The 21,383-nt window shown below is 34.1% G+C and carries 21 protein-coding genes and 1 tRNA gene; 18 read left to right on the top strand and 4 right to left on the bottom strand.

Annotation, left to right across the window (positions count from 1 at the left end):
* Positions 1–51: 51 nt before the first annotated feature.
* From H4J39_RS03645 to H4J39_RS03585, 13 genes are all read left to right on the top strand, one after another.
* Positions 52–510 (top strand): GNAT family N-acetyltransferase, encoded by a 459-nt coding sequence (locus H4J39_RS03645; RefSeq protein WP_182226036.1) that lies wholly within the window; start codon positions 52–54, stop codon positions 508–510.
* A gap of 182 nt (positions 511–692) precedes the next feature.
* Positions 693–1,013 carry a hypothetical protein gene (locus H4J39_RS03640; RefSeq protein WP_182226035.1) on the top strand — a complete coding sequence of 107 codons (321 nt, stop codon included), beginning with the start codon at positions 693–695 and terminating at the stop codon, positions 1,011–1,013.
* A 323-nt stretch (positions 1,014–1,336) separates the two neighbouring features.
* Positions 1,337–2,248, top strand: coding sequence for a hypothetical protein (locus H4J39_RS03635; protein WP_070374984.1), 912 nt, complete (start codon positions 1,337–1,339; stop codon positions 2,246–2,248).
* Between the two features lie 97 nt (positions 2,249–2,345).
* Positions 2,346–2,591 (top strand): AlpA family transcriptional regulator, encoded by a 246-nt coding sequence (locus H4J39_RS03630; RefSeq protein ID WP_070374983.1) that lies wholly within the window; start codon positions 2,346–2,348, stop codon positions 2,589–2,591.
* Positions 2,584–2,883 carry a hypothetical protein gene (locus H4J39_RS03625; protein WP_070374982.1) on the top strand — a complete coding sequence of 100 codons (300 nt, stop codon included), beginning with the start codon at positions 2,584–2,586 and terminating at the stop codon, positions 2,881–2,883. The genes H4J39_RS03630 and H4J39_RS03625 overlap by 8 nt, the downstream gene beginning before the upstream one ends.
* Positions 2,876–4,630 (top strand): replication endonuclease, encoded by a 1,755-nt coding sequence (locus H4J39_RS03620; protein WP_182226034.1) that lies wholly within the window; start codon positions 2,876–2,878, stop codon positions 4,628–4,630. Before H4J39_RS03625 ends, H4J39_RS03620 begins: the two co-directional genes overlap by 8 nt.
* A gap of 391 nt (positions 4,631–5,021) precedes the next feature.
* Positions 5,022–8,597 carry a hypothetical protein gene (locus H4J39_RS03615; protein WP_182226033.1) on the top strand — a complete coding sequence of 1,192 codons (3,576 nt, stop codon included), beginning with the start codon at positions 5,022–5,024 and terminating at the stop codon, positions 8,595–8,597.
* Between the two features lie 564 nt (positions 8,598–9,161).
* Positions 9,162–9,761 carry a helix-turn-helix transcriptional regulator gene (locus H4J39_RS03610; protein WP_182226032.1) on the top strand — a complete coding sequence of 200 codons (600 nt, stop codon included), beginning with the start codon at positions 9,162–9,164 and terminating at the stop codon, positions 9,759–9,761.
* Positions 9,762–9,882: 121 nt separating this feature from the next.
* Complete coding sequence (locus H4J39_RS03605) at positions 9,883–10,191, top strand: hypothetical protein (RefSeq protein ID WP_182226031.1); 309 nt, start codon at positions 9,883–9,885, stop codon at positions 10,189–10,191.
* A gap of 134 nt (positions 10,192–10,325) precedes the next feature.
* Positions 10,326–10,808, top strand: coding sequence for a hypothetical protein (locus H4J39_RS03600; RefSeq protein WP_220462114.1), 483 nt, complete (start codon positions 10,326–10,328; stop codon positions 10,806–10,808).
* 76 nt (positions 10,809–10,884) lie between these two features.
* On the top strand, positions 10,885–11,253 hold the full coding sequence (locus H4J39_RS03595; RefSeq protein ID WP_182226030.1) for a hypothetical protein: 369 nt from the start codon (positions 10,885–10,887) through the stop codon (positions 11,251–11,253).
* A gap of 68 nt (positions 11,254–11,321) precedes the next feature.
* Entirely contained in the window at positions 11,322–11,735 is a 414-nt protein-coding gene (locus H4J39_RS03590) for an LIC_13387 family protein (RefSeq protein ID WP_182226029.1), read from the top strand.
* 110 nt (positions 11,736–11,845) lie between these two features.
* A complete protein-coding gene (locus H4J39_RS03585) occupies positions 11,846–12,385 on the top strand; it encodes a hypothetical protein (RefSeq protein WP_182226028.1) in 540 nt (179 codons plus the stop codon).
* Positions 12,386–12,538: 153 nt separating this feature from the next.
* Here H4J39_RS03585 and H4J39_RS03580 read toward each other — a convergent pair.
* From H4J39_RS03580 to H4J39_RS03570, 3 genes are all read right to left on the bottom strand, one after another.
* Positions 12,539–12,615 (bottom strand) — tRNA-Pro (locus H4J39_RS03580).
* A 98-nt stretch (positions 12,616–12,713) separates the two neighbouring features.
* Positions 12,714–14,411, bottom strand: coding sequence for a DUF3413 domain-containing protein (locus H4J39_RS03575; RefSeq protein ID WP_182226027.1), 1,698 nt, complete (start codon positions 14,409–14,411; stop codon positions 12,714–12,716).
* 64 nt (positions 14,412–14,475) lie between these two features.
* Positions 14,476–14,688, bottom strand: a complete 213-nt coding sequence (locus H4J39_RS03570) for a DUF1414 domain-containing protein (protein WP_182179368.1) — start codon at positions 14,686–14,688, stop codon at positions 14,476–14,478.
* 80 nt (positions 14,689–14,768) lie between these two features.
* Between H4J39_RS03570 and yejK the strand changes: the two genes are divergently transcribed.
* The 4 genes from yejK to H4J39_RS03550 are packed head-to-tail and all read left to right on the top strand — an operon-like array spanning position 14,769 to position 18,650.
* Complete coding sequence (yejK, locus tag H4J39_RS03565; RefSeq protein ID WP_182226026.1) at positions 14,769–15,845, top strand: nucleoid-associated protein YejK; 1,077 nt, start codon at positions 14,769–14,771, stop codon at positions 15,843–15,845.
* 28 nt (positions 15,846–15,873) lie between these two features.
* Positions 15,874–16,926 (top strand): dihydroorotase, encoded by a 1,053-nt coding sequence (pyrC, locus tag H4J39_RS03560; RefSeq protein ID WP_182179372.1) that lies wholly within the window; start codon positions 15,874–15,876, stop codon positions 16,924–16,926.
* A 13-nt stretch (positions 16,927–16,939) separates the two neighbouring features.
* On the top strand, positions 16,940–17,818 hold the full coding sequence (locus tag H4J39_RS03555) for a 6-carboxytetrahydropterin synthase (RefSeq protein ID WP_182226025.1): 879 nt from the start codon (positions 16,940–16,942) through the stop codon (positions 17,816–17,818).
* Positions 17,811–18,650: a M23 family metallopeptidase gene (locus H4J39_RS03550; protein WP_182226024.1), complete on the top strand. Its 840-nt coding sequence runs from the start codon at positions 17,811–17,813 to the stop codon at positions 18,648–18,650. The genes H4J39_RS03555 and H4J39_RS03550 overlap by 8 nt, the downstream gene beginning before the upstream one ends.
* Positions 18,651–18,728: 78 nt before the next feature.
* On the opposite strand, the gene H4J39_RS03545 is transcribed toward H4J39_RS03550, so the two are convergent.
* Positions 18,729–19,970 (bottom strand): tyrosine-type recombinase/integrase, encoded by a 1,242-nt coding sequence (locus H4J39_RS03545; RefSeq protein WP_182226023.1) that lies wholly within the window; start codon positions 19,968–19,970, stop codon positions 18,729–18,731.
* 1,072 nt (positions 19,971–21,042) lie between these two features.
* Between H4J39_RS03545 and H4J39_RS03540 the strand changes: the two genes are divergently transcribed.
* Positions 21,043–21,369, top strand: coding sequence for a VF530 family DNA-binding protein (locus tag H4J39_RS03540; protein ID WP_182226022.1), 327 nt, complete (start codon positions 21,043–21,045; stop codon positions 21,367–21,369).
* Positions 21,370–21,383: the final 14 nt, after the last annotated feature.

Below are 21,383 nucleotides of genomic sequence, written 5' to 3'. Positions count from 1 at the left end.
CACTTATTTTAGCCAACTGCAATTTGCCGCTTAAAACGGCGTTAGGTGAATATGCGTTTAACTCAACCTTCTGATGAAAACTTTATTGAATTGATGTCTTGGTTTTCGAACGAAGATGAATTAAGTATTTGGTCTGGCCCAAATTTTAGATATCCATTTGATTTAAGCTCTTTTAAGAGTGACTTAAGCCTTGATACCTTAAAATCATTTTCGTTAACTTCTAACGAAGGTGATTTATTGGCATTTGGACAATATTATTTAAGACTTGGGAATTGCCACCTTGGAAGGTTAATTGTTAATCCTAATCTTCGTGGGCAAGGCATTGCTTCCCACCTAATAAACCAATTGAGTACTTTGGGTAAATCGGATTTAAGAACTAACTCATGTTCACTATTTGTATTAGGCCACAATAAAAGTGCAATCAAAGCTTATACAAAACTTGGCTTTTCTATGGCTGATTATCCGGAAAAAATTCCATTGAAAAATTGTTTTTATATGGTGCAAGTATAAATTCACCTAACAAGAAAATAAACAAGGACACGTAACAGTTGGCTACGTTTCGCTTCGCTCACAATTTTAGCCAACCATTACTTAGCCTGTTATTTAGGCGTTATGTTTTTAAGGATGAGTCGAGTTTGCGTTACATTATTGCACTTTATTTTATTAGCTTTATATCGAGTGCATCTACATGTATGACCTCAGATAAACAAATTGCATTGTGGAATGAAAAATACGTTTCATTGTTTAAAGTAAGTACAGAGAAAAATAACAATTCATTTAACGTTCAGGTATCTTTGCCGAATAATATTGAAGGAAAAATATTTAAAGCCGTATGGCTTGTTGTAGGTGACGATAATGATCCAAGCTTTATTGCGCCTTTAAGTACATATGAAGAAGATAGTAAAACGAAAGTTTGGTTTGCAGTCAAACCGAATAACAATGATAAGAATGTATTGATATTTAGCTATGGAGAAGGTTGTGGTATTTCAGTTGACGTACCAATCGAGCTATAAAAAACATAACAAGAAAATCAACAAGGACACGTAACAGTTGGCTACGTTTCGCTTCGCTACACAATTTTAGCCAACCATTACTTAGCCTGTTATTTAGGCGTTATCGATACAAAAACTAATCCGAAATCAATTTTAGCCTGTTAGTGCTAATGTCTCTTTTGTGGCATTAGTTAGCTTTCTGCTAAAGTAATAATTCTTTACGCCATAATTAGTTAATACCCACAAATCAATAATATAATGATGATTAATCTATACATATCTGATATTTTCTAAGAAGTTATAAATATATTTACTCGTTTTACCTATTGAAAATGGAAGTCTATATGTTAGAAAAGGAATACTATCGGTTAAGTGAGTTATCTCGACACTCAAAAATAAGCCTTGAAGATTATCAATACTTTATCGAAAACTATAAAGAAACATTATATTTTCGTTTACATGATCAACCCATTGTTATTGTTGAGCAGTTCTCCAAAAGGGAATTAACACAGTTCAACGAAGACTCAGATAACCTCTTTCAAGAACTAACAGAATTAACCTCTATTCTTGATGAAGAAGAAACTCAATATCAGGGTGTATGTGTTGGTCACTATTCAGGGTTAGCACGTTTATCAAGACAAGATAAAAAGACACTTTTAAGGGAAGGAACTGTTCGATGTTTCCATGTAAGAATCGATGACATTAAAGGTTTAAAACGTGAAAATAAGGCTTACCCATTTTCCACAACCTTACCAAACAAATATCTTGTTCAATGGGGAGAATTACATCCAGAATCGCAATATGGACTTGAATCTTTTTTACTTAATAAAGACAGTGGTCAACTCGATATTTGTATAAAAACAATCAATTTCGATGATTTATTAGTGCCCATTGGTATGGTGGAATATATTGAAAAGTGCTTCAAACCTCGTGAGGAAAAACCTCAAGAGGCGTTTCAAGCAGATATAAGCAATAAAGCCGTAACTAAAAATCGTTTTGATGACTTTCAAGAGCTGTTAATTGACATACTAACTAAGCACCCAGCGTACTCAAATAAAGAAGTATGGAAACTACTAAAAAATGAATCCGAAGACTTTGGGGACTATCGGACATTTGACAAATATAACTTACTACAAGAAATGTCAGGTGATGATATTGAATGGGAAGATAAAAAAGGTAAACCGAGAAAGTCTATAAGTGCTAAAGGATTAGCAAACAGACTTACATCAGGAAGGAAACTGATAAATAATAACTAATTTTCCGCTTTAAACTCATCCTATTCCGCTTTAAGCTCATCCTAAAAAAAACGGTCGGTATAACTTTCCATGAACTTAAACGTACATGGAGGCAATTATGCCTACAACACAAAACAAACGCGCATTATCAGAAATAGAAACCGCCGAATATATCGGTATGAGTCGTTCTTTCTTACGTCAATCACGTATGGAAGGAAACCGCGAAAATAGAACCCCAGCTCCACCCTTTATTAAAATTGGTCGCGCCGTTCGTTATATAAAAGACGATTTGGATAATTGGCTAAACAGTTTTTATCGAATGGAACATTTAGGGCAAAAGCCTGTGGGAGATTCCCATGCCTAAATTAAGCAAAGAGCAGTTTAGGTTACTTCTATGGTTAACCTTACCGTCTAGTTTTTTTGAAGTCACAAGCGACCATCATTTACATGATGTTCTTTATAATGGTTTGCATAACTATAAGGATGAGAAAGGGGAACGATATAAATTTGATATCAGAACCTTACAGGCATTAGCGGCAAATAAGCTTGTTGACTTTGATACGGTTTATTATTGTGGGCTGGAGTGGACGCGATACACGATAACGGATGCAGGAAAACTATTAACATTAAACATGACAGCAGATTGTTATGTTTAATAAATCTAAAATTGTATCTTGTATTGAAGGCGCTGTTGTTCATGAAGTAATAGCGCCTTATTTAACGGGGACAGATAAGCTCAATGATGACTTCTTGATTCAACGCTTATCTATGTTTTCATATTCAATACAAGCCATTATTTTGAAAAATGGTTTTGACCAAAAAACCGTTAAAGAACGCAATATTTATATACGTAAATCGACGGATGATTTGTACGCTTTATTACCGAAGAAATTGTCACACTTATTTTTTTCTCACGATAATAATATCCAGACGCTTGCTAAAGAATGTTCGACATATTGTAGAAAGGTTATTATTGACCCACAAAACGAAACCTTCTTAACGTTACAGCATGATAAAACCGTTAACGGAAAAAACAGAACAAAAACAGGCGATATAAGGACAAATCCGTTATCTAAAAATTCCGTTAACGAAAAGTCTCGCTCACTCAATTCCGTTAACGGAATTTCTACCCTATACAAAAACTTCACTCAAGAGGAGCGCAGTTTAGTATACGAATACCTTGCTCGTTATGTAACGACATTCAACATTGAGCCACCTAAGTCCACTAACATTATTAAAGTATCAGGTTGCTTAAAACGACTAGCGGATAATCGTTGGTGGTTAAGACGTATAAGAACAATGATAAATCAAGCAAATGAAAAAGCGGCGATATTGCTTAATCTCGTGAATAGTAAAAAACAAATTTACTCAAGTGATATCACCACAAAAAATCGCCTGACACAGATAGCGAGAAATGAACAACTATTAAGCTCACATTATATTATTAATGACGAAGGTCAGCGATTTTCCTTAAAAGAAATATCCGATATGAATGTTTCTAATCCAGAAGTGAAAAAAGCAGAGTTAATCAATCGTTGTAGAGGGTTTGAAGACTTATCGATGGAGTTGGGACATGACGGTTTGTTTGTCACCATTACGTGCCCTTCAAAATTCCATCGTGCTTATTCAAAGTCAGGCGCTAAAAACCCTAAATGGGATGGTTCAATGCCAGATGAAGCACAACGTTATTTAAATAAAGTTTGGTCGAGAATACGAGCCGAGCTAAAACGGAAAAACATTTCTATTTATGGCTTTAGGGTTGTAGAGCCTCAACACGATGGAACACCACATTGGCACTGTTTGTTTTTTACTGAACCTAACAATCTTAAAAGCCTTGAGCAAATTATTCGTTTCTATTCACTACAAGAAGACGGAGATGAAAAAGGCGCATTAGAAAATCGTTGTGACTTTAAAAAAGTAGACCCAAAGAAAAATGCCACTGGATATATTATGAAGTACATCGTCAAGAATATTGACGGGAAAGGGCTTGTTAAAGACAAATTTGGTAATGACTCAATCACTACAGCGATACGTATTAATGCGTGGGCGTCGTGTTGGTGTATTCGTCAGTTTCAACAGATTGGCGGTGCCAGTGTATCTGTTTGGCGTGAATTGAGACGATTAAAAGCCTCAATCTTCCCTGACTCAATTCTTGAGAAAGCACGTGTTGCAGCTGATACAAGTAATTGGAATGGCTATATCAAAGCGATGGGGGGAATATTCACCCCGACTAGAAATCATCCGATTAAATTGCATTATGATGTAAATATAAATTTTGATACGGGGGAATGCTCACAAAGTTATTATGATGGTGAACTCGTCACAAAAGTGAAAGGGTTAATCTTTGAAGGTAAAGCCTTCATCACGCGAACGATGTCATGGAGACTACAGCGAGTTTCATAATACCTTTACCCCCTAAAGCTATGTTTAGGGCTTTAACCATGTTTGTAATAAAATTTTACGTATAAATACCTTTCAAAAAGGGCTTTAGTTATCAAATAGGCTTTAGCTTCAATCAAAAACAATCAACGATAGAAATTTTAGGCTTTAGTTAGTCGCCTGCCAGAATGGCAAAGATGCTTTTACTTGGAGTTCTGTAAATAACTGTACTAATCATCAATGTTTTATAAACAAATCTTTGGTCAGTATTTTATAACGAGTTCTGAATAGTTTGTTATTGAACAAATGACTGTAATTTTATATCAAAATTCTATATATTGATTAATTTAAATAATATCAGTAAGTTAATTAGGTAAATGTTGACTTGTTAACTAATTATGGAGATTGTTAATTGATGAATGATACTAATTCAGTTAAAGATACGGATTTTGCTCCAAATAGTAATGTAGAAAATAGTCAATATCAGGCTTTAACGCCAGTGAATATTAATGATAAGGTTTATTTTGATTCATTAGAGTTTGCCATCAATAATGATGATATTAAAAATGTAGCTCTTACTGGGCCATATGGTTCAGGGAAGAGTAGTATAATTAACTCCTTTGAAAAAAAGAACCCAAACCTTAAATTTCTGAATATTTCTCTAGCATCATTTAAAGATGAATCTAAAGTCCTTACCAATGAGGAACAAAAATCCCAAGATAGGTTAATAGAGAGCAGTATATTACAGCAGATGCTATATGGAGTTAACGCAAATCAATTAAACTATAGTCGATTCAGAAGAATTACAATACCAAATAAAGATAAAATACAACTCCAATCCTTATCTTTCGTGGTTTGGCTTTTTCTTTTTGCGTTAGCGTTTAAACTTGATGGTTTTGCAGACTTTATTATTAACTCTGGAGGTTGGGGGATATTTTTTGGGAGTTGTATATATAGCTATTTACTTGCAATACCTACTTTTTTTATTACGAAGCTAGTGAAGTCAAGCCATAACTATTCATTTAAAAAAATCTCACTCAAGAATATAGAAATAGAAACTAGTGGAGAAAATGAAAATTCTATTTTTAATAGGTATCTAGACGAAATAATCTACTTTTTTCAAGCTACGTCATATAACGTGGTTGTAATTGAAGATGTTGATAGATTTGGTAGTCCTGAAGTGTTTGTTAAATTAAGGGAGATCAACAAACTCATAAATGATAACAGTGACACTACAGGCAATATAAAATTTTTGTATGCATTGAAAGATGATATGTTTGCACATAACTCTAGAGCAAAGTTTTTTGATTTTATCATACCTGTCATTCCTGTTGTTAATGCTTCAAATTCCAGAGAAAAAATAAACGATAGATTGAAGAACACTGAATATAAAGACAAAATTGACTCAGTGTTTTTGAGGGAAGTGTCATGGTATTTAAGTGATATGCGACTAATCCATAACATTTTTAATGAATTATTTATTTACTATCAAAAATTAAAAAGTGACAAATTAAACATTACAAAGTTATTATCAGTAATTATTTATAAAAACATTTACGCGAGTGACTTTGAAGGTTTACATCATGAGAAGGGATTGCTCTATGATGTTTGTAAATTAAAAAATAAACTATTAAATGAGCGAAAAGAAGATTTAAATATAGAAAAAAATGAAATACAAAAAAGTATCACTATATCAAATAAAGAAAATTTAAGATCTGTAGCAGAGTTAATAAGATTATATTTATATGAGATTAAGCTAATACAGCCAAATACTACTCATATTGAACTTAATGATACCCCTGTCACGCTAAAAAACTGTGAAGAAATAGATGTATTTAATAATATTCTTGAGCTCTCTAATATTTTTGTTATTTGCAATGGCAGAAGGAGCTTAGGAAAATCTTTTAAAGCAATAGAAAATCTAGTTGATTCTGAGCGTACCTTCACACAAAGAAAAGAATCTATTCAAAATAAGTTACTTATAAATAGACAAAAATATAATAACCAAAGAAAAAATATTGATTTAGAAATATCTAATTTAAATTATTGGCCGATAAATAAATTTCTGATTATTAATCAAGATTCTCTAGATGATTTATTGGTGAAAAATGAATTTGAAAATGATGGTTTATTAAAATACTTATTATTAAACGGACACTTAGATGATAACTATTATCAATATACTTCTCTCTTTCATGAAGGAATGTTATCTAAAAGCGACAATGACTATTTAATGACTGTAAGAAACTTTGAGCAACTTCCGACTAGTCATCGTATAGATAACCCTAGAGAAGTCGTTTCAGAGTTAAGGCTATCTGACTTTTCTCAAAAATGTATTTTAAATACAAATATCGTTGATTATCTTGTCGAAAATAAAAATAGTCAAAAAGAAAAACTGAATTTAGTTTTGAGTTATATTAAAAGTAATTTTGATCAATCCGAACAATTTTTACTATCTTACTATAATGAATCTTTGCAAAATTCAGTTTTAGTGAGTTTATTAAGTAATGCTTGGCCGAGTTTTATAGACTCATCTTTAGCATCAGAAAATACTACAACGCATCTGAAAGCAATCTTGAGCAACGTCGATAATGAATTCATTTGTGATGAAATGAATACTGATAACCAGCTTACAATATATTTAAATGAATTTGGTCATTGTATTTTTGATAACGAAATACAAATAAATGTTGATTTCTCAATACTTAAAATGATTAATATTGTAGTTTTTAATATTTCAGAATATAAAGAGTCCCCAGAACTATTTGATTATTTACATCAAAACCACCTTTTTAAAATCAACAAAAAGAATATAGATTACCTAATCAATTACTTTACCGGTAGTTCAGTAAATAAAAATACATTAACTTCATCACATTACACATTCCTACTTGAACATGGGGATGAACAGCTCAAATTATACATTGAAAAACAGTTGTCGATTTATGTTACTGAGGTGCTTTTATCCAACGAAGAAAATACTTCTGAAAGTGAAGAAGTTTATTTAAGTTTATTAAATTCTAATAAGCTTTCACCATTACAAAAAAAATCCTTAATAAGACAACAAGATACAATAATTCAAAACATAAATGACGCTCCAAAAAGGTTTTGGAAAAGCTTAGTTTTTAATTCAAAAGTTTCTCCTGTTTGGGAAAATATAATAAACCTATGGAAGTCAAATAGTGATCTTACTGATGAAGACCTTACTGAATTATTTAATCTTGAATATTATGCTGAGGGACTAAACAAAAGTATATTTCCAATAGTTGAAGGAGAAGATACTTCATTGGATATCTGTCGACATATTATTAACGATAATAATTTAAGTGATAATAATTATAAGTTATTAATAGAAAGGCTACGTTATAACTTCAGTTCCTTTCCTGAAGATCTTTCTATCAATAAGTATCTCTCGTTATTAGAACATCAGACAGTTGTATTCAATCAAGATACATTTAAATTTGCTGATGAAAATGGTTTTTTACCAAAATTTATTGAAACTTATGAAGAGAACTTTTTTAAGGAAAAAGATTCATATTTGCTAAATGTTGATAATTTAAAGGCGCTAATTACAGCTAATATCGATACTAAGAGGAAAATAGAATTATGTTACGAGCTAGAAGCGTCAGATGTTCAAAGTGATATTGTCTTTATAAAAATACTAGCCGCTCTATTCGTTTCAGAGAATATTGAACCATCTAAAATCGGTAAGGATATATTAGCTATTGTGACGCCTTTTACTAACTCAATTGAAGAATCTATAAAGCTTATTCTTCAATATATACTTATTTGGGATGAGCAAACTACCTTATCAGTTCTTGGTGAATTGGAAGAACCCTATAATAAAATATCAATATATGGGAAGAGGCCTAAAATAGAAAATACACCTATAAATTTAAAATTAGTAGATGTACTAACAAAGTATAACTATATTTCTAGTAGTAAATTAAGTGGTAATAAAATTCAGATAAACACTAAGCAGCAAGGATGAATCATTGCTACATATGCGCTACAATTGATGGGTGGTGCGTTTTTAAATTGTTGATTTTTAAAGGTTAGTTGTTTTATTTGAGGGCCTTAATAGGGAGTTAGGTGTAATCGCCACTTCGTTTTAATTGTTTAAAGTAATTGCCAATCTAATCTAGCGTTTGTATTTTCTTATAGCGGTTTTGGAGTGTTTCGCCAGGCTCTACGTCAATCTAGTCTTCGGGCATACCACAGACAAAATATCCTTGCGAATTGGCTTTTCATTATTTGGTGCTGTGTCTCAAAATCTAACAGTTGTGTTTATAAAGTGGTGAATGTTATATTGTTGTTATATTTTGGTTTAAGTTATTGTATTTACAAGGCTGTTCACTTAGCAAGTAACTCAAGACGGACACAAACAGTTGGCTGTGCTCGTACCTCGCAAATTATAGCCAACTATTTTTAGCCGCTTAATGGGGTGTTAGCAGTATTTCAGACGCCTGTCGTTAAATTGACGTAAACATGTCGTATACAAATAAGGATTTTTTTTACAGGATACCGTTTCGATTTATCTATGTGAGAAATACAAATGGAAATGATAATAAACGCTGAAAAAGTTATAGCAGAACGTAAAATTAGAGCTTGGAGTCAACAACACTTAGCTGATGCCAGCGCTGTAAGTTTAAGAACTATTCAAAGGGTAGAGAATAATGGTTCAGGCTCTTTAGAGACAATTAAAGCATTAGCATCTTGTTTTGAGTTAGATGTAGATATGTTATTCGAACCTAAAGTTGAAGTTATTAATAAAAAGCTGAAGTCAAAAGCTAAAACAAAAACTAAAATAGTAGTTTTCTGTTCATTTATTTTAGCATTACTTAGCAGCGTTCTATTTATCGTGCCAACAAGTATGGCATCCAATTTAACAATTAGTGCGGAGAGTATAAAAACGAATACGCATGAAGGGTACAGTATATATAATAAAAATGTTGTCATATTTTTGCCTAAAGGTATGCCGCATAAAGTGTTAATTGACTCTAATTGGAAAACTAACTCATCATCTCCTTCCAGTGATGGTATCAAAATTTATTTAGAGCACTCTGTAATTTCCATTGATATAGCTTCAATTACAACAACAGAGAGTGGGACTAAAATTACAACGGAATACGCTAAATTATCAAAATCTGATTAATATACTGCTAACAAGAATTTCAAGTGGGATTGCTAACAGTTTGCTCCTTCGTCACTTATTTTAACCAACTCTTTTTTGCCCCTTAATGAGGCGTTATGTGCCATTGCACTAGGATCGTATCGTGAATAAATTTAAAGTAGTTATATTGGTGGCTGTAAGTTTTTTATTTGGTTGTGCTTCAACGCAAGAAGCCCCTGAAAACTTAGACAAATATAGTCGTAATGTTAAGGCAACCTTTGCATCATATAAAAGTATAACTAAACCTCACAAAGCATTTGCTGTGGCTAAATTTAACAGACGTGATTTTTCAGGTTTTGGTTACTCTTATCCTACAATAAAGCAAGCTGAAAATAGAGCTATCGATGAGTGTCAGGAAAGAGCTTTAAAGTATAGAGATGACATAAAATGTTTTATTTATCATAGCGAATAGGTTGTTTATTATTTAATTTATAGTAGTACATAGCAAGCTGCTCAAACGGACGCTAAACAGTTGGCTAACTTCGTCCTCGCAATTTTAGCCAACTATTTTGCGCCGCTTAATAAGGCGTTAGGGCTATCTAGAGTATGGATGCGAACTCACTATTGGTTTTAAATCGAAGTAGGGATAATTCACAAATATTTTGGGCTTCATTAGTACCAATGTTACCTATATCATTTGTTGTAATTGGAAACTTAGAATTAAATGTTTATTCCATATCCTTTTTAGTTTTAGCTTATCTAGTGTCATTAGCGTTTTGGTTCACTAACGGTACTAAACCTGCTGCTTGGATTAAAGATGATATTTTACACATACGAGATGGTGTATTCGGACAGGATGAAATTGATAAAAAAAAAGTCGAATCCATGTATTACGAGGTTGATTTTCATCGCAATTCAGTAGGAAATAGTAGTGGTGAAGAAACTGATGTGCATATAATCGTAATTAAACTTAAAGGGTTTAGTGAGTGGCGATTGCCTATTAAAGACCTTGAAGAGCATGCTGAGAAATTAAGGTTATATCACTTCATAAAAGACAATTTTTTTAACTTAGAGTTCCGTAGATTATAGCCCTAACAAGGCGTTCAACATTTTAGCCAACTGCAAATTCCCCCTTAGTGGGCGTTAATTGCCAAAAGGAATTGTCATGCGTAATTTTAAAGTATCATTGTTATTCATCTTGTTTACTTCAGCATCTGTTCTAGCTCAAAATGATGTTTTTCATCAAAGTCCTGCAATATATGGGGGTTGGAATTGTAATGTTGCGTTAGATAGCTTGAATAAAAAGTCGAAAGGTATAAATAACATCACAGCTTGGGTTTTTGGCTATACCTATGGTAAAAAAATCCAATTCAAAAAGGGTAAAAGCCCAGCTTCTAAAACTGAATATAAAGACGTTTTAGTCCCTTATTTGACTGAATATTGCAAAAAAAATCGAGATTCAACTTTCTTTCATGCGATGGACAGTTATGTCGATTTCAAATTAAAGCAAGGAGAGGCAGTAATTGGCAACTAACAAGCCATTCAAGCAGGACTTTGTCTTGCCCACTTAACGTATTGTTATGTGTTTAAAAGGAGTTAGGCGTGTTATCACAAGTATTATTCATCGTAGGTGCTGCAATATTTGGATTGCTTGGTTTTATACATTTAATTTATACTTTATTTACTGAGAAGTTTCATCCACACAATTCTGATATAATAGCAGCAATGAAAAGCTCCACAACAAACATAACTAAAGAAACAACTGTTTGGCGTGCTTGGGTTGGTTTCAACGCTAGTCATAGTCTAGGCGCAATACTTTTTGCCGCCATTTACATTCCTTTAGGTTTTTCACACATCCAATTTATTGTTAATAATAGTTGGTTTGCTGTATTACCTTCTATTATTGGAATTTCATATTTGATTCTAGCAAAAAATTACTGGTTTAAAATCCCATTTTTTGGCATTCTAATCTCAACAATATGTTTTGTAAGTGCTTTTTTTCTAATTAACACATAATAATTTCAACCAGGATAAATGACAGTGCCTAGCTTCGTGCTTCGCAATTTTAGTCATTACTTTTTCGCCACTTAATAGGGCGTTAGCATTTATCAGAATATGGAGTACAAATGAAAAATATATCGATTACCATTGCTATTGTGTCAATGGTTTTATTCTCTTGTGGTGGTTCTGAAGGAGATGTAACTACTGAAAAGTCAAATCAAGACCTTATAGCAAATTTATCGTATACATCTTGGAAAAAAGAATGTTTTCCTTATGATAAATTGTCCACTGACGGCTCACCAGTTTCATGGTACATCAACATTAGGTTACGTATAGATTCTTCGATGAAGTCTACTTATATAACAGAATTTTTCCGACCAAGTGATACAGCATGTGCTTCAATGATGTTTAACACTACTGATATCTCAAGACTTGAAATTACAGATAAAATTATAAGTGAAGAGAGCATTGAAGCTTACGGCCTAAATGAGACTTTTATTTTTAGTTCAGATAAAACCAATCCACCACCGCGTTATACTTTAATTTATATTGATAGTGAAAGATTATATTTTGGTCAAAAGTCTGGTTCAAATCTTGGAAAAACGCCTGAAACAAGACATTCTTCTATTTCTCTTGATGACTATTTTTCTCAAATTATAAACTAAAAACTTAACAAGAATTTTAAGTGGGGCAGCTAACAGCTTACTAAGTTCACGCATGAATATAGCTTTGAAAGGTGGGAATTAAAAAGTTATTATATTTCTCAAACTGAAATAAAAAAAAGCCCTGTGTAAACAGGGCTTTAATATTACTAAATGTGGTCGGAGTAGCAAGATTCGAACTTGCGACCTCACGTCCCCCAGACGCACGCGCTACCAAGCTGCGCTATACCCCGAAACAGTAAACTTTAAGAGGGTTAATAAATTTACTGCTTGTATAATAATGGTTTAATCAGTGATTGCAATATAAAGTAACGAAAATTAATGCGTTCGATTATTTATTACTCAACTTATTCGTCTGTTGACTAAATTGCTTAATAAAATTCACCCCATCAATCATTAATGGGAAGTCTGAGTTAACCATTATCGGTGCAGCTAGTTGACGTGAATAGCTTTGAAAGTTGCCGTTTTGATCAATAAACACTGATTTGTCTTTACTAAAGACCATCATGCCATCGTCCATCGTGTTAGCAATAATGCGGTCTTTCGCTAATTTCAATAAGTCTTTGCCATTACTGTAAGCTTGTTCATTAAGATCGCAATTTAACCAGCGATTCATCAATGTTGGTTGAATGTCCATATGACTGGTTAAATGGCTAACTGTTTTACTCTTACTGTCAGGTAAAATAAGTAGTGAAGGTTTAATCGATAAACTTGTCGCTTTTGATGCATTGCCCACTGATGTTATCCAGATAATATCTTTAGTTTGTTTTGCTTTTTGTGCTAAGAGCAGAGCATCCATAAATAATTCAAACTGATAACTATTACTGTCTGCAAAATAGAATAAGTGTAAACCGTCAGGGATGTTATTTAACTTTTCAGCAAAGACTAACGTTGAGATATTATTAAGTGAGCTTTTCTCGTTAAACAAGTGTTCAAAACCGTATGGTTTTTGCAGTTCTGCACCATTTTCACTGTCTTTTCCATGGATCAATGTGTAGGTGGTTTCGAGTTTATTTCTTGCTAATAATTGAAACAATAATGGAGTAGCATTCTGCTTGATGAGCCCGTCTTGGTAGATACTTGGTAAACTATAAAACAGGTTAAACCAAGCGCTATTAGGTAACGCGTTATCAATATGATGTTCTAATGTTAATTCGTTTTGGGTGTTTCTTTGCTTAAACTGCTTAATCTGTTTATCGGTCAACATTTCATCGTTAACCACCATAAAGACTGATTGTTGTATGGGTAATTCAGCTGAACATTCGTCACTTAATAACGGATATTGTGGAATTTCATTGGTAAATGCTAATGGGCTAGTGGTGCGCTCGATATAGGCTTCTCTGTCAAACATGCCATATTTTGTTAGCAATGTTTTGGCCGTTGCAGGATAAGATAAAGGTAAAACCGTATCTTGTCTTAAAATATCATATTCTAAATTAGCATCGGCCCAAATATGTATAAGGTGGCTAAAGAAAAAAGAACTGACTAAACCAATAACAACAAATTTGGCAAAGACAACTTTTTGTAAATCTCGTAGATGTTTCCAAGCGTAATTACTCATTGTTAATTCAAAGGCAAAGATAACCAGTGTTAACAAGATACTGGCAAACCAAAACATACGACTGTTGTGATGTATTTGCGTGGTAATCAAGTCAAAAATTTGTGCACTTGAAGAGGCATTTAAATGATAGCCTAAACTATTATAGATATAAGCATCAAGTAACAAGACCAATAATTGTATGGTGAACACGATAGAAGCTGTTGCTCTGATAAACCGGGTATGTGGAAATATTAAGGTGATCGGGAACAGTATTAAAACGAAGGTCATAAAGGTTAAGAAACCCATATGACTAAACCAGGTAGTGACCAAATAAAACTGGCCCAGTAATGTTTCTGGGCCGCCTTCACTAAAAATATAAAAGGACGATAGTCCAATAGCAGCAATTATATTAAAAAAAGTGAACCAATGGCTCCAACTAATTAGGTGTAACAGACGCTTGCTATACGTTTTTGAGTCAAATGCAACCATAGGTAATTATCATTCTCTTATTATTTTAGTTTATCAGGTTTATATTTTTAAAATTAATAGGTAATTATTGGACTGATTTTCGTAAAGCGTTAGTGAAATTGGTTACAATTTCAGCTCTTTTAGCTTCAGGAATATTTTTATTAATAATTTCTGTTAAGGTATTTCCTAAGCACATCAGCGCTAGGTCAGGGGTTGCAGACTCATTAACTAAAACATCATGTAAGCTTTGGATAATTTTTTCTACACGTTCATTGGAATACTTGGATACAATAGGCATCTTAAAATACTTAATAGGTTGCTTGATAGATTTATACAAGTTTATCAAATGCCTGAACAATATAAAACTGGCCTTTAACTATGAGCTTAATTATTTCAAACATTGCCCTACATTTTTTAACTAAAAAAGAAGAAACCGGTGAAGTTGTGCTGCGTTTAGGGCCAGAATCCATCGAATTTAGCAGCAAGATTGAAAACTTTGTTGATGGCTTACATAAAATCTACAACGCTAAAGCAAGTAAGGCCTACGGGCACTTTTCGTCAATGCCGGCTGCAGGAGATACTGCTCGCTTTGTTGATATTATGGAAAGCTATTTAGCGGATGCACAAAGTTTTTATGCTTTTAGTTGCCAAGCTGCAAATTTATTAAAAAATGAATTAGAAAAATATAATTTGGCAGAAACTGGATATCTTGTTGTTTGTCACTATGAATATATGGGTGGGCGTTACTTACTCGCGACTGTTATTCCTGTTTCTGAGCATTATTCTGTCGATGGAGAATTAAATATCTCTGCTGACAAACACCTCGATACTGCGCGTATGCAATTAGCGGCTCGCATTGATTTATTCGATTATAAAGATAACGAACAAGGTAATAAGTATGTTTCGTTTATTAAAGGCCGAGCAGGTCGCGTTGTTTCTGATTTTTTCTTAGACTTTTTAGGCTGTGAAGAAGGTTTAAATTCAAAAGAACAAACACAAACATTAGTACAAGCCGTTGAAGATTATGTTTCGGTTAATCAACTTGATGCGACAGAAAAACAAAATACCCGTAAGGAATTGCTCAATTATTGTAAAGAGCAGAAAAGCGCGGCACAAGATGTTTCGATTCAAGAAATAGGACAAGTGATTAAGCAAGAAGGGGCAAGTCAAGATTTTCATCAATTTTGCCAAGAGCAATCTTACCCACTTGAAGCGTCTTTTCCGCATGACCAAACTGTTGTTAATAAAGTGACTAAATATTCCGGTTATGGCAATGGTATTAGCTTAAGTTTTGAGCGTAGCCATTTTGGTGAAGATGTCGTTTATAATGCAGCGAATGACAGTATTACTATTTATAAAGTACCACCAAACTTAAAAGATCAATTGTTAGCGTTATTACAAACAGCTGATAAAAATGAACAAGAATCGCAGCAATCTGAAAATACAGAATTTTAAATTAGCAAATAAATTGATAGGTATGAAAATGACAACATTAACCATTACTCGCCCAGACGATTGGCATGTACATTTACGCGATGGCGAAGCATTAACGACCACAGTGCCTGACACTAGTCGTTATTTTGGACGCGCTATTGTTATGCCAAACTTAGTGCCACCCGTAACAAATGCTGAGCTAGCGACGCAATATCATCAACGAATTTTGGCCGCTAACACCAATAACCCCAGTAAAAGCAAACAATTCCAACCTTTAATGGTGTTGTACTTAACAGATAAAACAACACCTCAAGAAATAAAAGACGCTAAAGCTACGGGTATTGTTTTTGCTGCTAAGTTATATCCTGCTGGAGCAACCACCAATTCATCTTCGGGTGTTACGAATGTTGATAATATTGCTGACGTTTTAGCCGCAATGCAAGAAGTGGGCATGCCTTTATTAGTTCATGGTGAAGTCACTGACAATCATATTGATATATTTGATCGCGAAGCGGTATTTATCGATACGATATTAAAACCTTTAGTGGCTAAATATCGTGATTTAAAAATTGTTTTAGAGCACATAACCACTAAAAATGCGGTTGAATTTGTGCAACAAGCCAGTGACAACGTTGCGGCAACCATAACCGTTCATCACTTGTTATTTAACCGTAATGATATGTTAGTGGGGGGGATGCGTCCTCATTACTTCTGTTTACCTATTTTGAAACGTAATATTCATCAACACGCATTAATTGAAGCTGCAACCGGTGGCAGTGCTAAGTTTTTCTTAGGCACAGACTCTGCTCCTCATCCCCAACATGCAAAAGAATCTGATTGTGGTTGTGCTGGGTGTTATACATCACATGCTGCCATTGAACTTTACGCAGAGGTATTTGAAGAAGTAGGGGCTTTGGACAAATTAGAAGGTTTTGCAAGTTTACACGGCCCAGCCTTTTATAATTTGCCCGTGAACGATGATAAAATAACCTTAGAAAAAGTTGAATGGCATGTCCCTGCCACTTTATCATTCGGTCAAGATGTTGTTGTGCCTATTCGCGCAAATGATACCATCGCTTGGCAAGTAAAAGACGCGCTCTAAATAGGAAGTAATAATGCAATTATTTGTAAATGATTTAACGGTCATTGATTTTTCATACTGCTGTCCACAACGCGGTATTGTAGGTGAGAGTTGGATTGTCGATGTACTACTTAATGGTGCACTCAATGAAATGAGCATGGTACTTGATTTTGCTGTTGTTAAAAAACAAATTAAAGCAATTATTGATGATGCTGTTGATCATAAATTACTATTACCGATGAAAAACGCCTGTATCACTGTTACAGATTCCTCACATCATAACGAACATGAATACGTTGACTTAACCACTGAACGTGCCAATTATTATTTACAGTCTCCAAATTGTGCTTTTGCAAAAATAGCCACTGATACTATTGATATAGCTTCAGTGACTAGGCATTTAACCGCGATTATTTTAGAGCAATTACCACAAAATGTTCAAGGGCTGAAATTAACACTGCGACCAGAGAATATCAGTGGTGATTATTATCATTACACGCATGGGTTAAAATTACATGACGGCAATTGTCAGCGTATTGCTCATGGTCACCGCTCTACAATTAATATCTTACAAAACGGTGAGCGTGTTGCGGAATTAGAAAAGGCGTGGTGTTCGCGTTGGGAAGATATTTATATTGCTTCAGAAGTCGACCGTGTTGAAAGACAACATATCGAACTGTCGGGATTTGCTTATAGCAATTTGACTCCCGATCACCATTATTTTTCTTATACTGCGCCACAGGGGCGTTTTGATATTGCGGTTGAAAGCAAAGTATTAGATGTTGTAGATTGTGATTCTACGGTTGAGCTATTAGCTGATTTTATTGCTAGACAATTAGTTGCTGATAATAATAAAGACATAACCGTAGTCGCCTATGAAGGTGTAGGCAAAGGCGCTATTGCCAATGCTTAGTATTATCGATAGAAAAAAAATTCAGCTTGTGGCTTTTTGTTTAGCCAGTATATTATTTAGCCAAAACCTGATGGCTGAAATTAAGCTTTCAGGGGAAATAAAGCAGGGCGCTTTAGTTATAGGTAAAACAGCGATTAATAATATCGTTACGTTCGATGGCAAAGTGCTGCCTTTATCAACACAAGGCGATTATGTTTTTGGTTTCGGGCGAGATGATGTTAAGCCTCATCAATTAGTGATCACTCAGCCAGATGGTAAAAGAGAGCAAAAAACCTTAACGCCAACAAAGCGTGAATATAATATTCAACGTATTGAAGGCATTGCTAAAAAAATAATGAATCCAAACCCCAAGTCTGTAGCCCGATCTAAAAAAGATGGTATTGACGTCAGAGCAGCGAGACAAACCTTAAGCGATAAAAATTATTTTTCAGCAGGTTTTATTGCTCCTATAAAAGGTGTTATCACGGGTGTATATGGAAGCCAACGTGTTTTTAATAGTATACCTAAACGCCCACACTTTGGCTTAGATTACGCAGGCAATACTGGCGATCCAGTCAAAGCACCTGCATCTGGCACTGTGGTTATGTTCGTGCCAGATATGTTTTATTCTGGTGGAACAATGATCATTGACCACGGCCATGGCATTACTTCTAGCTTCTTACATTTAAGTAAATCTTACGTTAAGACAGGGGATGATGTTGAAAAAGGACAAGTCGTCGCGGCCGTAGGCTCTAGTGGCAGAACTACAGGTCCTCATTTAGATTGGCGTATTAATTGGTTTAATATGCGTTTAGATCCCGCATTAGCGTTAAAAGCTTTTCCGATTAAATAGAAATTTTAACGCTATATATTAAGGTCTACATTCATTTATTAAGTCGGTAGTAAGTCATATAAATAAATGAATGTAGGGTTAATTAACCTGTCGTTTTTTACCACTTTCCGCACGTTTCTTATTTTCACTTTGAACATATACAGTATCGGTTGTTGCCATGCTTGCATGACCAAGATCCTCTGAAATATCCTTAAGAGGGCGCCCGCGTTCAATTTCCATACTTGCACCGGTATGCCTTAACCAATGGGCAGAAGCTTCTTTCAATTTTAATGCCTTATTTTCACCTTCGGATCTGCGCATATTTTCATGTGCTTGATCGAAAACACTTTGAACTAAACGGCGTAAATGTCGAGATGTCATACCACCTTGGCCACGAACTTTCTCAACAAGAATTGAATTTTCATTACTTGATGGCAAACCTAATAAACCACGGGAAGAACGGTAACGCTCTAAAAAAGGTAAGAAATCAAGAGGAACCGTGATATCACGTAATTTACGGCTTTTCCCAAAGACTTTAAGCCACCAATTTTCATCATCATCTTGCCAAAAGTGTCCCATTGTAGGTGACCAATTTTCACGTTCCGATAGTTCAGAAATCCTTAAAAAAAGGGTTTTTAATGCAGAAATAACAAATAAATTTCGTTCAAATAGTGGGTTTTCATCAGCCATTTCAACGGCTGTATCTAAAACATATTGCCATTGACTAGCGGTTAAACGTTTAACTTCTTTAACTTGAGAGTCTATTATAAAATGTCGGCAATCTTTTTTAGCTATTTGTGCGGGATTACCAATGCAAAAATCCTCAGCCATTAAATAGTTGTAGAAAACGATAATTGCGGTAAACATTGATGAAAGTGTTTGTTGTGATGGACGATATTTTTTCTTATCGATGATATATTCAGATTTTAGACTTTTAGGTGCTTGGATTTTATACGGGAACCAAAGTTCATTAGCTAAGGAATAACCATTGGATATTTTGAAACGTTCTTGATTTGATGTACCAATCCAAGTAACTGGTGGCTGCCAACAAAAGTCAGCATATTCAAGTAAGTCTGATTTACGTAATTGATCTATTGGTTTTTTCTTTTCAATAAATGACCACAAAAGAAAACGTTCAACGTCATTTCTAAACCGGTCATAAGTATGTGTAGATTTATTTCTACCTATATAAGTAAGGAAAACTTTCCCCCAATCAAATTGTTCAAGCCACCAAGGTTCATTTGATGAGAATATTTTATCTAAATCTGGGTAGTCATCAAAATCAAAATCACACAAATCAATGTATGGTGGATATAAAGGAACAGGTTTATTTAACAACATTATTTTGAAAACCAAGTAGATAGTACGTATAAAGGCAGTCTAAACCATTATACTCACTATGTCCAATACTGAAGAGTATCGGACATAGTGAGCTATGTGGAATATAGGGAGGTGCTCCCTGTAACTGTGTTAATCCAAGCTTACCACTAGATCGACTCAATCAATGCTTGTAAACGTGATCTCATCTATTTAGCGGCCTGCATTAATAATTAATGTTTCATGTAAAACTAGTTTGCAAATATAACGCTGGATCAAATATACGTTCGCTTCTTTGTATTCTTAATAATAATTATCACTCTTTCTTACTGTGCGCTACGTGCATGAATGTTTAATTGTGAGGCTTACCCTTGTTAATTTTGACGTAGCGTCACGTTTAATGATGTAATTTTATTCAATTTAAAGTCTGTTTTTAATTTCTCAATGGTATGGCTCCATTTCGGTGTTGTCGGTTTACAAACAGAGTTTTAATTGATTTAGTATTATGCCATTTAACTGGAACTAAGTATTCTGCATTATAATCAACTAACTCGTAAAAGCTGGATAATTTCTTTAGTGGTTAACTCGTTAAGTGTTTTATTGTTGAAGTCCCTAAATTGATATTTATCAGCTCTACGTATATCACTGATAACTTATGCAACACCAAAGTAACCAGTACCCGGGATATTGATCCAATCACAGCCACCAGCTTCTACCATGTTTAAGGTGTTAGAATATCAAAGTTGATGATCGGCATAATTGAATCAAACTTCATTGTATCAGCCCGAAATTGATACTTAAACGCCCTATCCAAACGTTGTTATTTTAATAGGCGCTTTTGGCTGTATTCACCATATATCAACCAGTTTACTGACATCTATATCTACAACTCCAGAAGCATAATCGATTACTTGAGCTAGAACATCTCGTGGCGTTTTATTTCTTTTTAGTTTAATGATTAGACGCTGTCGCTTGTATCGATTGCCAATAAGTCTATATATTTATCAAAAGCGGGTTTACTGACCAAGTATCATCTATCAATTCTGTCAATATTTAGAAAACTTGTTACAATGCTATTTTTGATTTTAGGCAGACTATGAATAAAAGTAATGATCCGCTACATGGGGTGAAACTTGAACAGATCCTAACCGAACTGGAGAAGAAAATTGGTTGGGATAAAATGGGTGAGCTACTTAACATTCGTTGTTTCACCAATAAGCCGCGTCTTAAATCAAGCTTAAAATTTCTGCGTACAACCCCTTGGGCACGCAGTAGAGTTGAAATATTATACCTAAAAACATTTTGTAGTAAGCATAAAGAAACAGGGAAATTAATCAGGGGGATACTCGCCCAGAATACAGCAGTAGCAGAAAAGAGCTCCACCAAGCCTGCTCCCTTTGTTTGGCCAACATCGAAAAATTAATAGACTTGTGTCAC

The organism is Colwellia sp. Bg11-12 (assembly GCF_014076955.1).
Classification (GTDB): Bacteria; Pseudomonadota; Gammaproteobacteria; order Enterobacterales; family Alteromonadaceae; genus Colwellia_A.
Note: the sequence above shows the minus strand (reverse complement) of the source record. Positions and strands in the feature narration are given on the sequence as shown.

What these genes read in the sequence shown, in the direction of transcription:
- H4J39_RS03645 (WP_182226036.1), top strand. Translation starts at nt 52, where the DNA reads ATGCGTTTAACTCAACCTTCTGATGAAAACTTTATTGAATTGATGTCT.
- H4J39_RS03640 (WP_182226035.1), top strand. Translation starts at nt 693, where the DNA reads ATGACCTCAGATAAACAAATTGCATTGTGGAATGAAAAATACGTTTCA.
- H4J39_RS03635 (WP_070374984.1), top strand. Translation starts at nt 1,337, where the DNA reads ATGTTAGAAAAGGAATACTATCGGTTAAGTGAGTTATCTCGACACTCA.
- H4J39_RS03630 (WP_070374983.1), top strand. Translation starts at nt 2,346, where the DNA reads ATGCCTACAACACAAAACAAACGCGCATTATCAGAAATAGAAACCGCC.
- H4J39_RS03625 (WP_070374982.1), top strand. Translation starts at nt 2,584, where the DNA reads ATGCCTAAATTAAGCAAAGAGCAGTTTAGGTTACTTCTATGGTTAACC.
- H4J39_RS03620 (WP_182226034.1), top strand. Translation starts at nt 2,876, where the DNA reads ATGTTTAATAAATCTAAAATTGTATCTTGTATTGAAGGCGCTGTTGTT.
- H4J39_RS03615 (WP_182226033.1), top strand. Translation starts at nt 5,022, where the DNA reads ATGAATGATACTAATTCAGTTAAAGATACGGATTTTGCTCCAAATAGT.
- H4J39_RS03610 (WP_182226032.1), top strand. Translation starts at nt 9,162, where the DNA reads ATGGAAATGATAATAAACGCTGAAAAAGTTATAGCAGAACGTAAAATT.
- H4J39_RS03600 (WP_220462114.1), top strand. Translation starts at nt 10,326, where the DNA reads ATGGATGCGAACTCACTATTGGTTTTAAATCGAAGTAGGGATAATTCA.
- H4J39_RS03595 (WP_182226030.1), top strand. Translation starts at nt 10,885, where the DNA reads ATGCGTAATTTTAAAGTATCATTGTTATTCATCTTGTTTACTTCAGCA.
- H4J39_RS03585 (WP_182226028.1), top strand. Translation starts at nt 11,846, where the DNA reads ATGAAAAATATATCGATTACCATTGCTATTGTGTCAATGGTTTTATTC.
- H4J39_RS03575 (WP_182226027.1), bottom strand. Translation starts at nt 14,411, where the DNA reads ATGGTTGCATTTGACTCAAAAACGTATAGCAAGCGTCTGTTACACCTA.
- H4J39_RS03570 (WP_182179368.1), bottom strand. Translation starts at nt 14,688, where the DNA reads ATGCCTATTGTATCCAAGTATTCCAATGAACGTGTAGAAAAAATTATC.
- yejK (WP_182226026.1), top strand. Translation starts at nt 14,769, where the DNA reads ATGAGCTTAATTATTTCAAACATTGCCCTACATTTTTTAACTAAAAAA.
- pyrC (WP_182179372.1), top strand. Translation starts at nt 15,874, where the DNA reads ATGACAACATTAACCATTACTCGCCCAGACGATTGGCATGTACATTTA.
- H4J39_RS03555 (WP_182226025.1), top strand. Translation starts at nt 16,940, where the DNA reads ATGCAATTATTTGTAAATGATTTAACGGTCATTGATTTTTCATACTGC.
- H4J39_RS03550 (WP_182226024.1), top strand. Translation starts at nt 17,811, where the DNA reads ATGCTTAGTATTATCGATAGAAAAAAAATTCAGCTTGTGGCTTTTTGT.
- H4J39_RS03545 (WP_182226023.1), bottom strand. Translation starts at nt 19,970, where the DNA reads ATGTTGTTAAATAAACCTGTTCCTTTATATCCACCATACATTGATTTG.
- H4J39_RS03540 (WP_182226022.1), top strand. Translation starts at nt 21,043, where the DNA reads ATGAATAAAAGTAATGATCCGCTACATGGGGTGAAACTTGAACAGATC.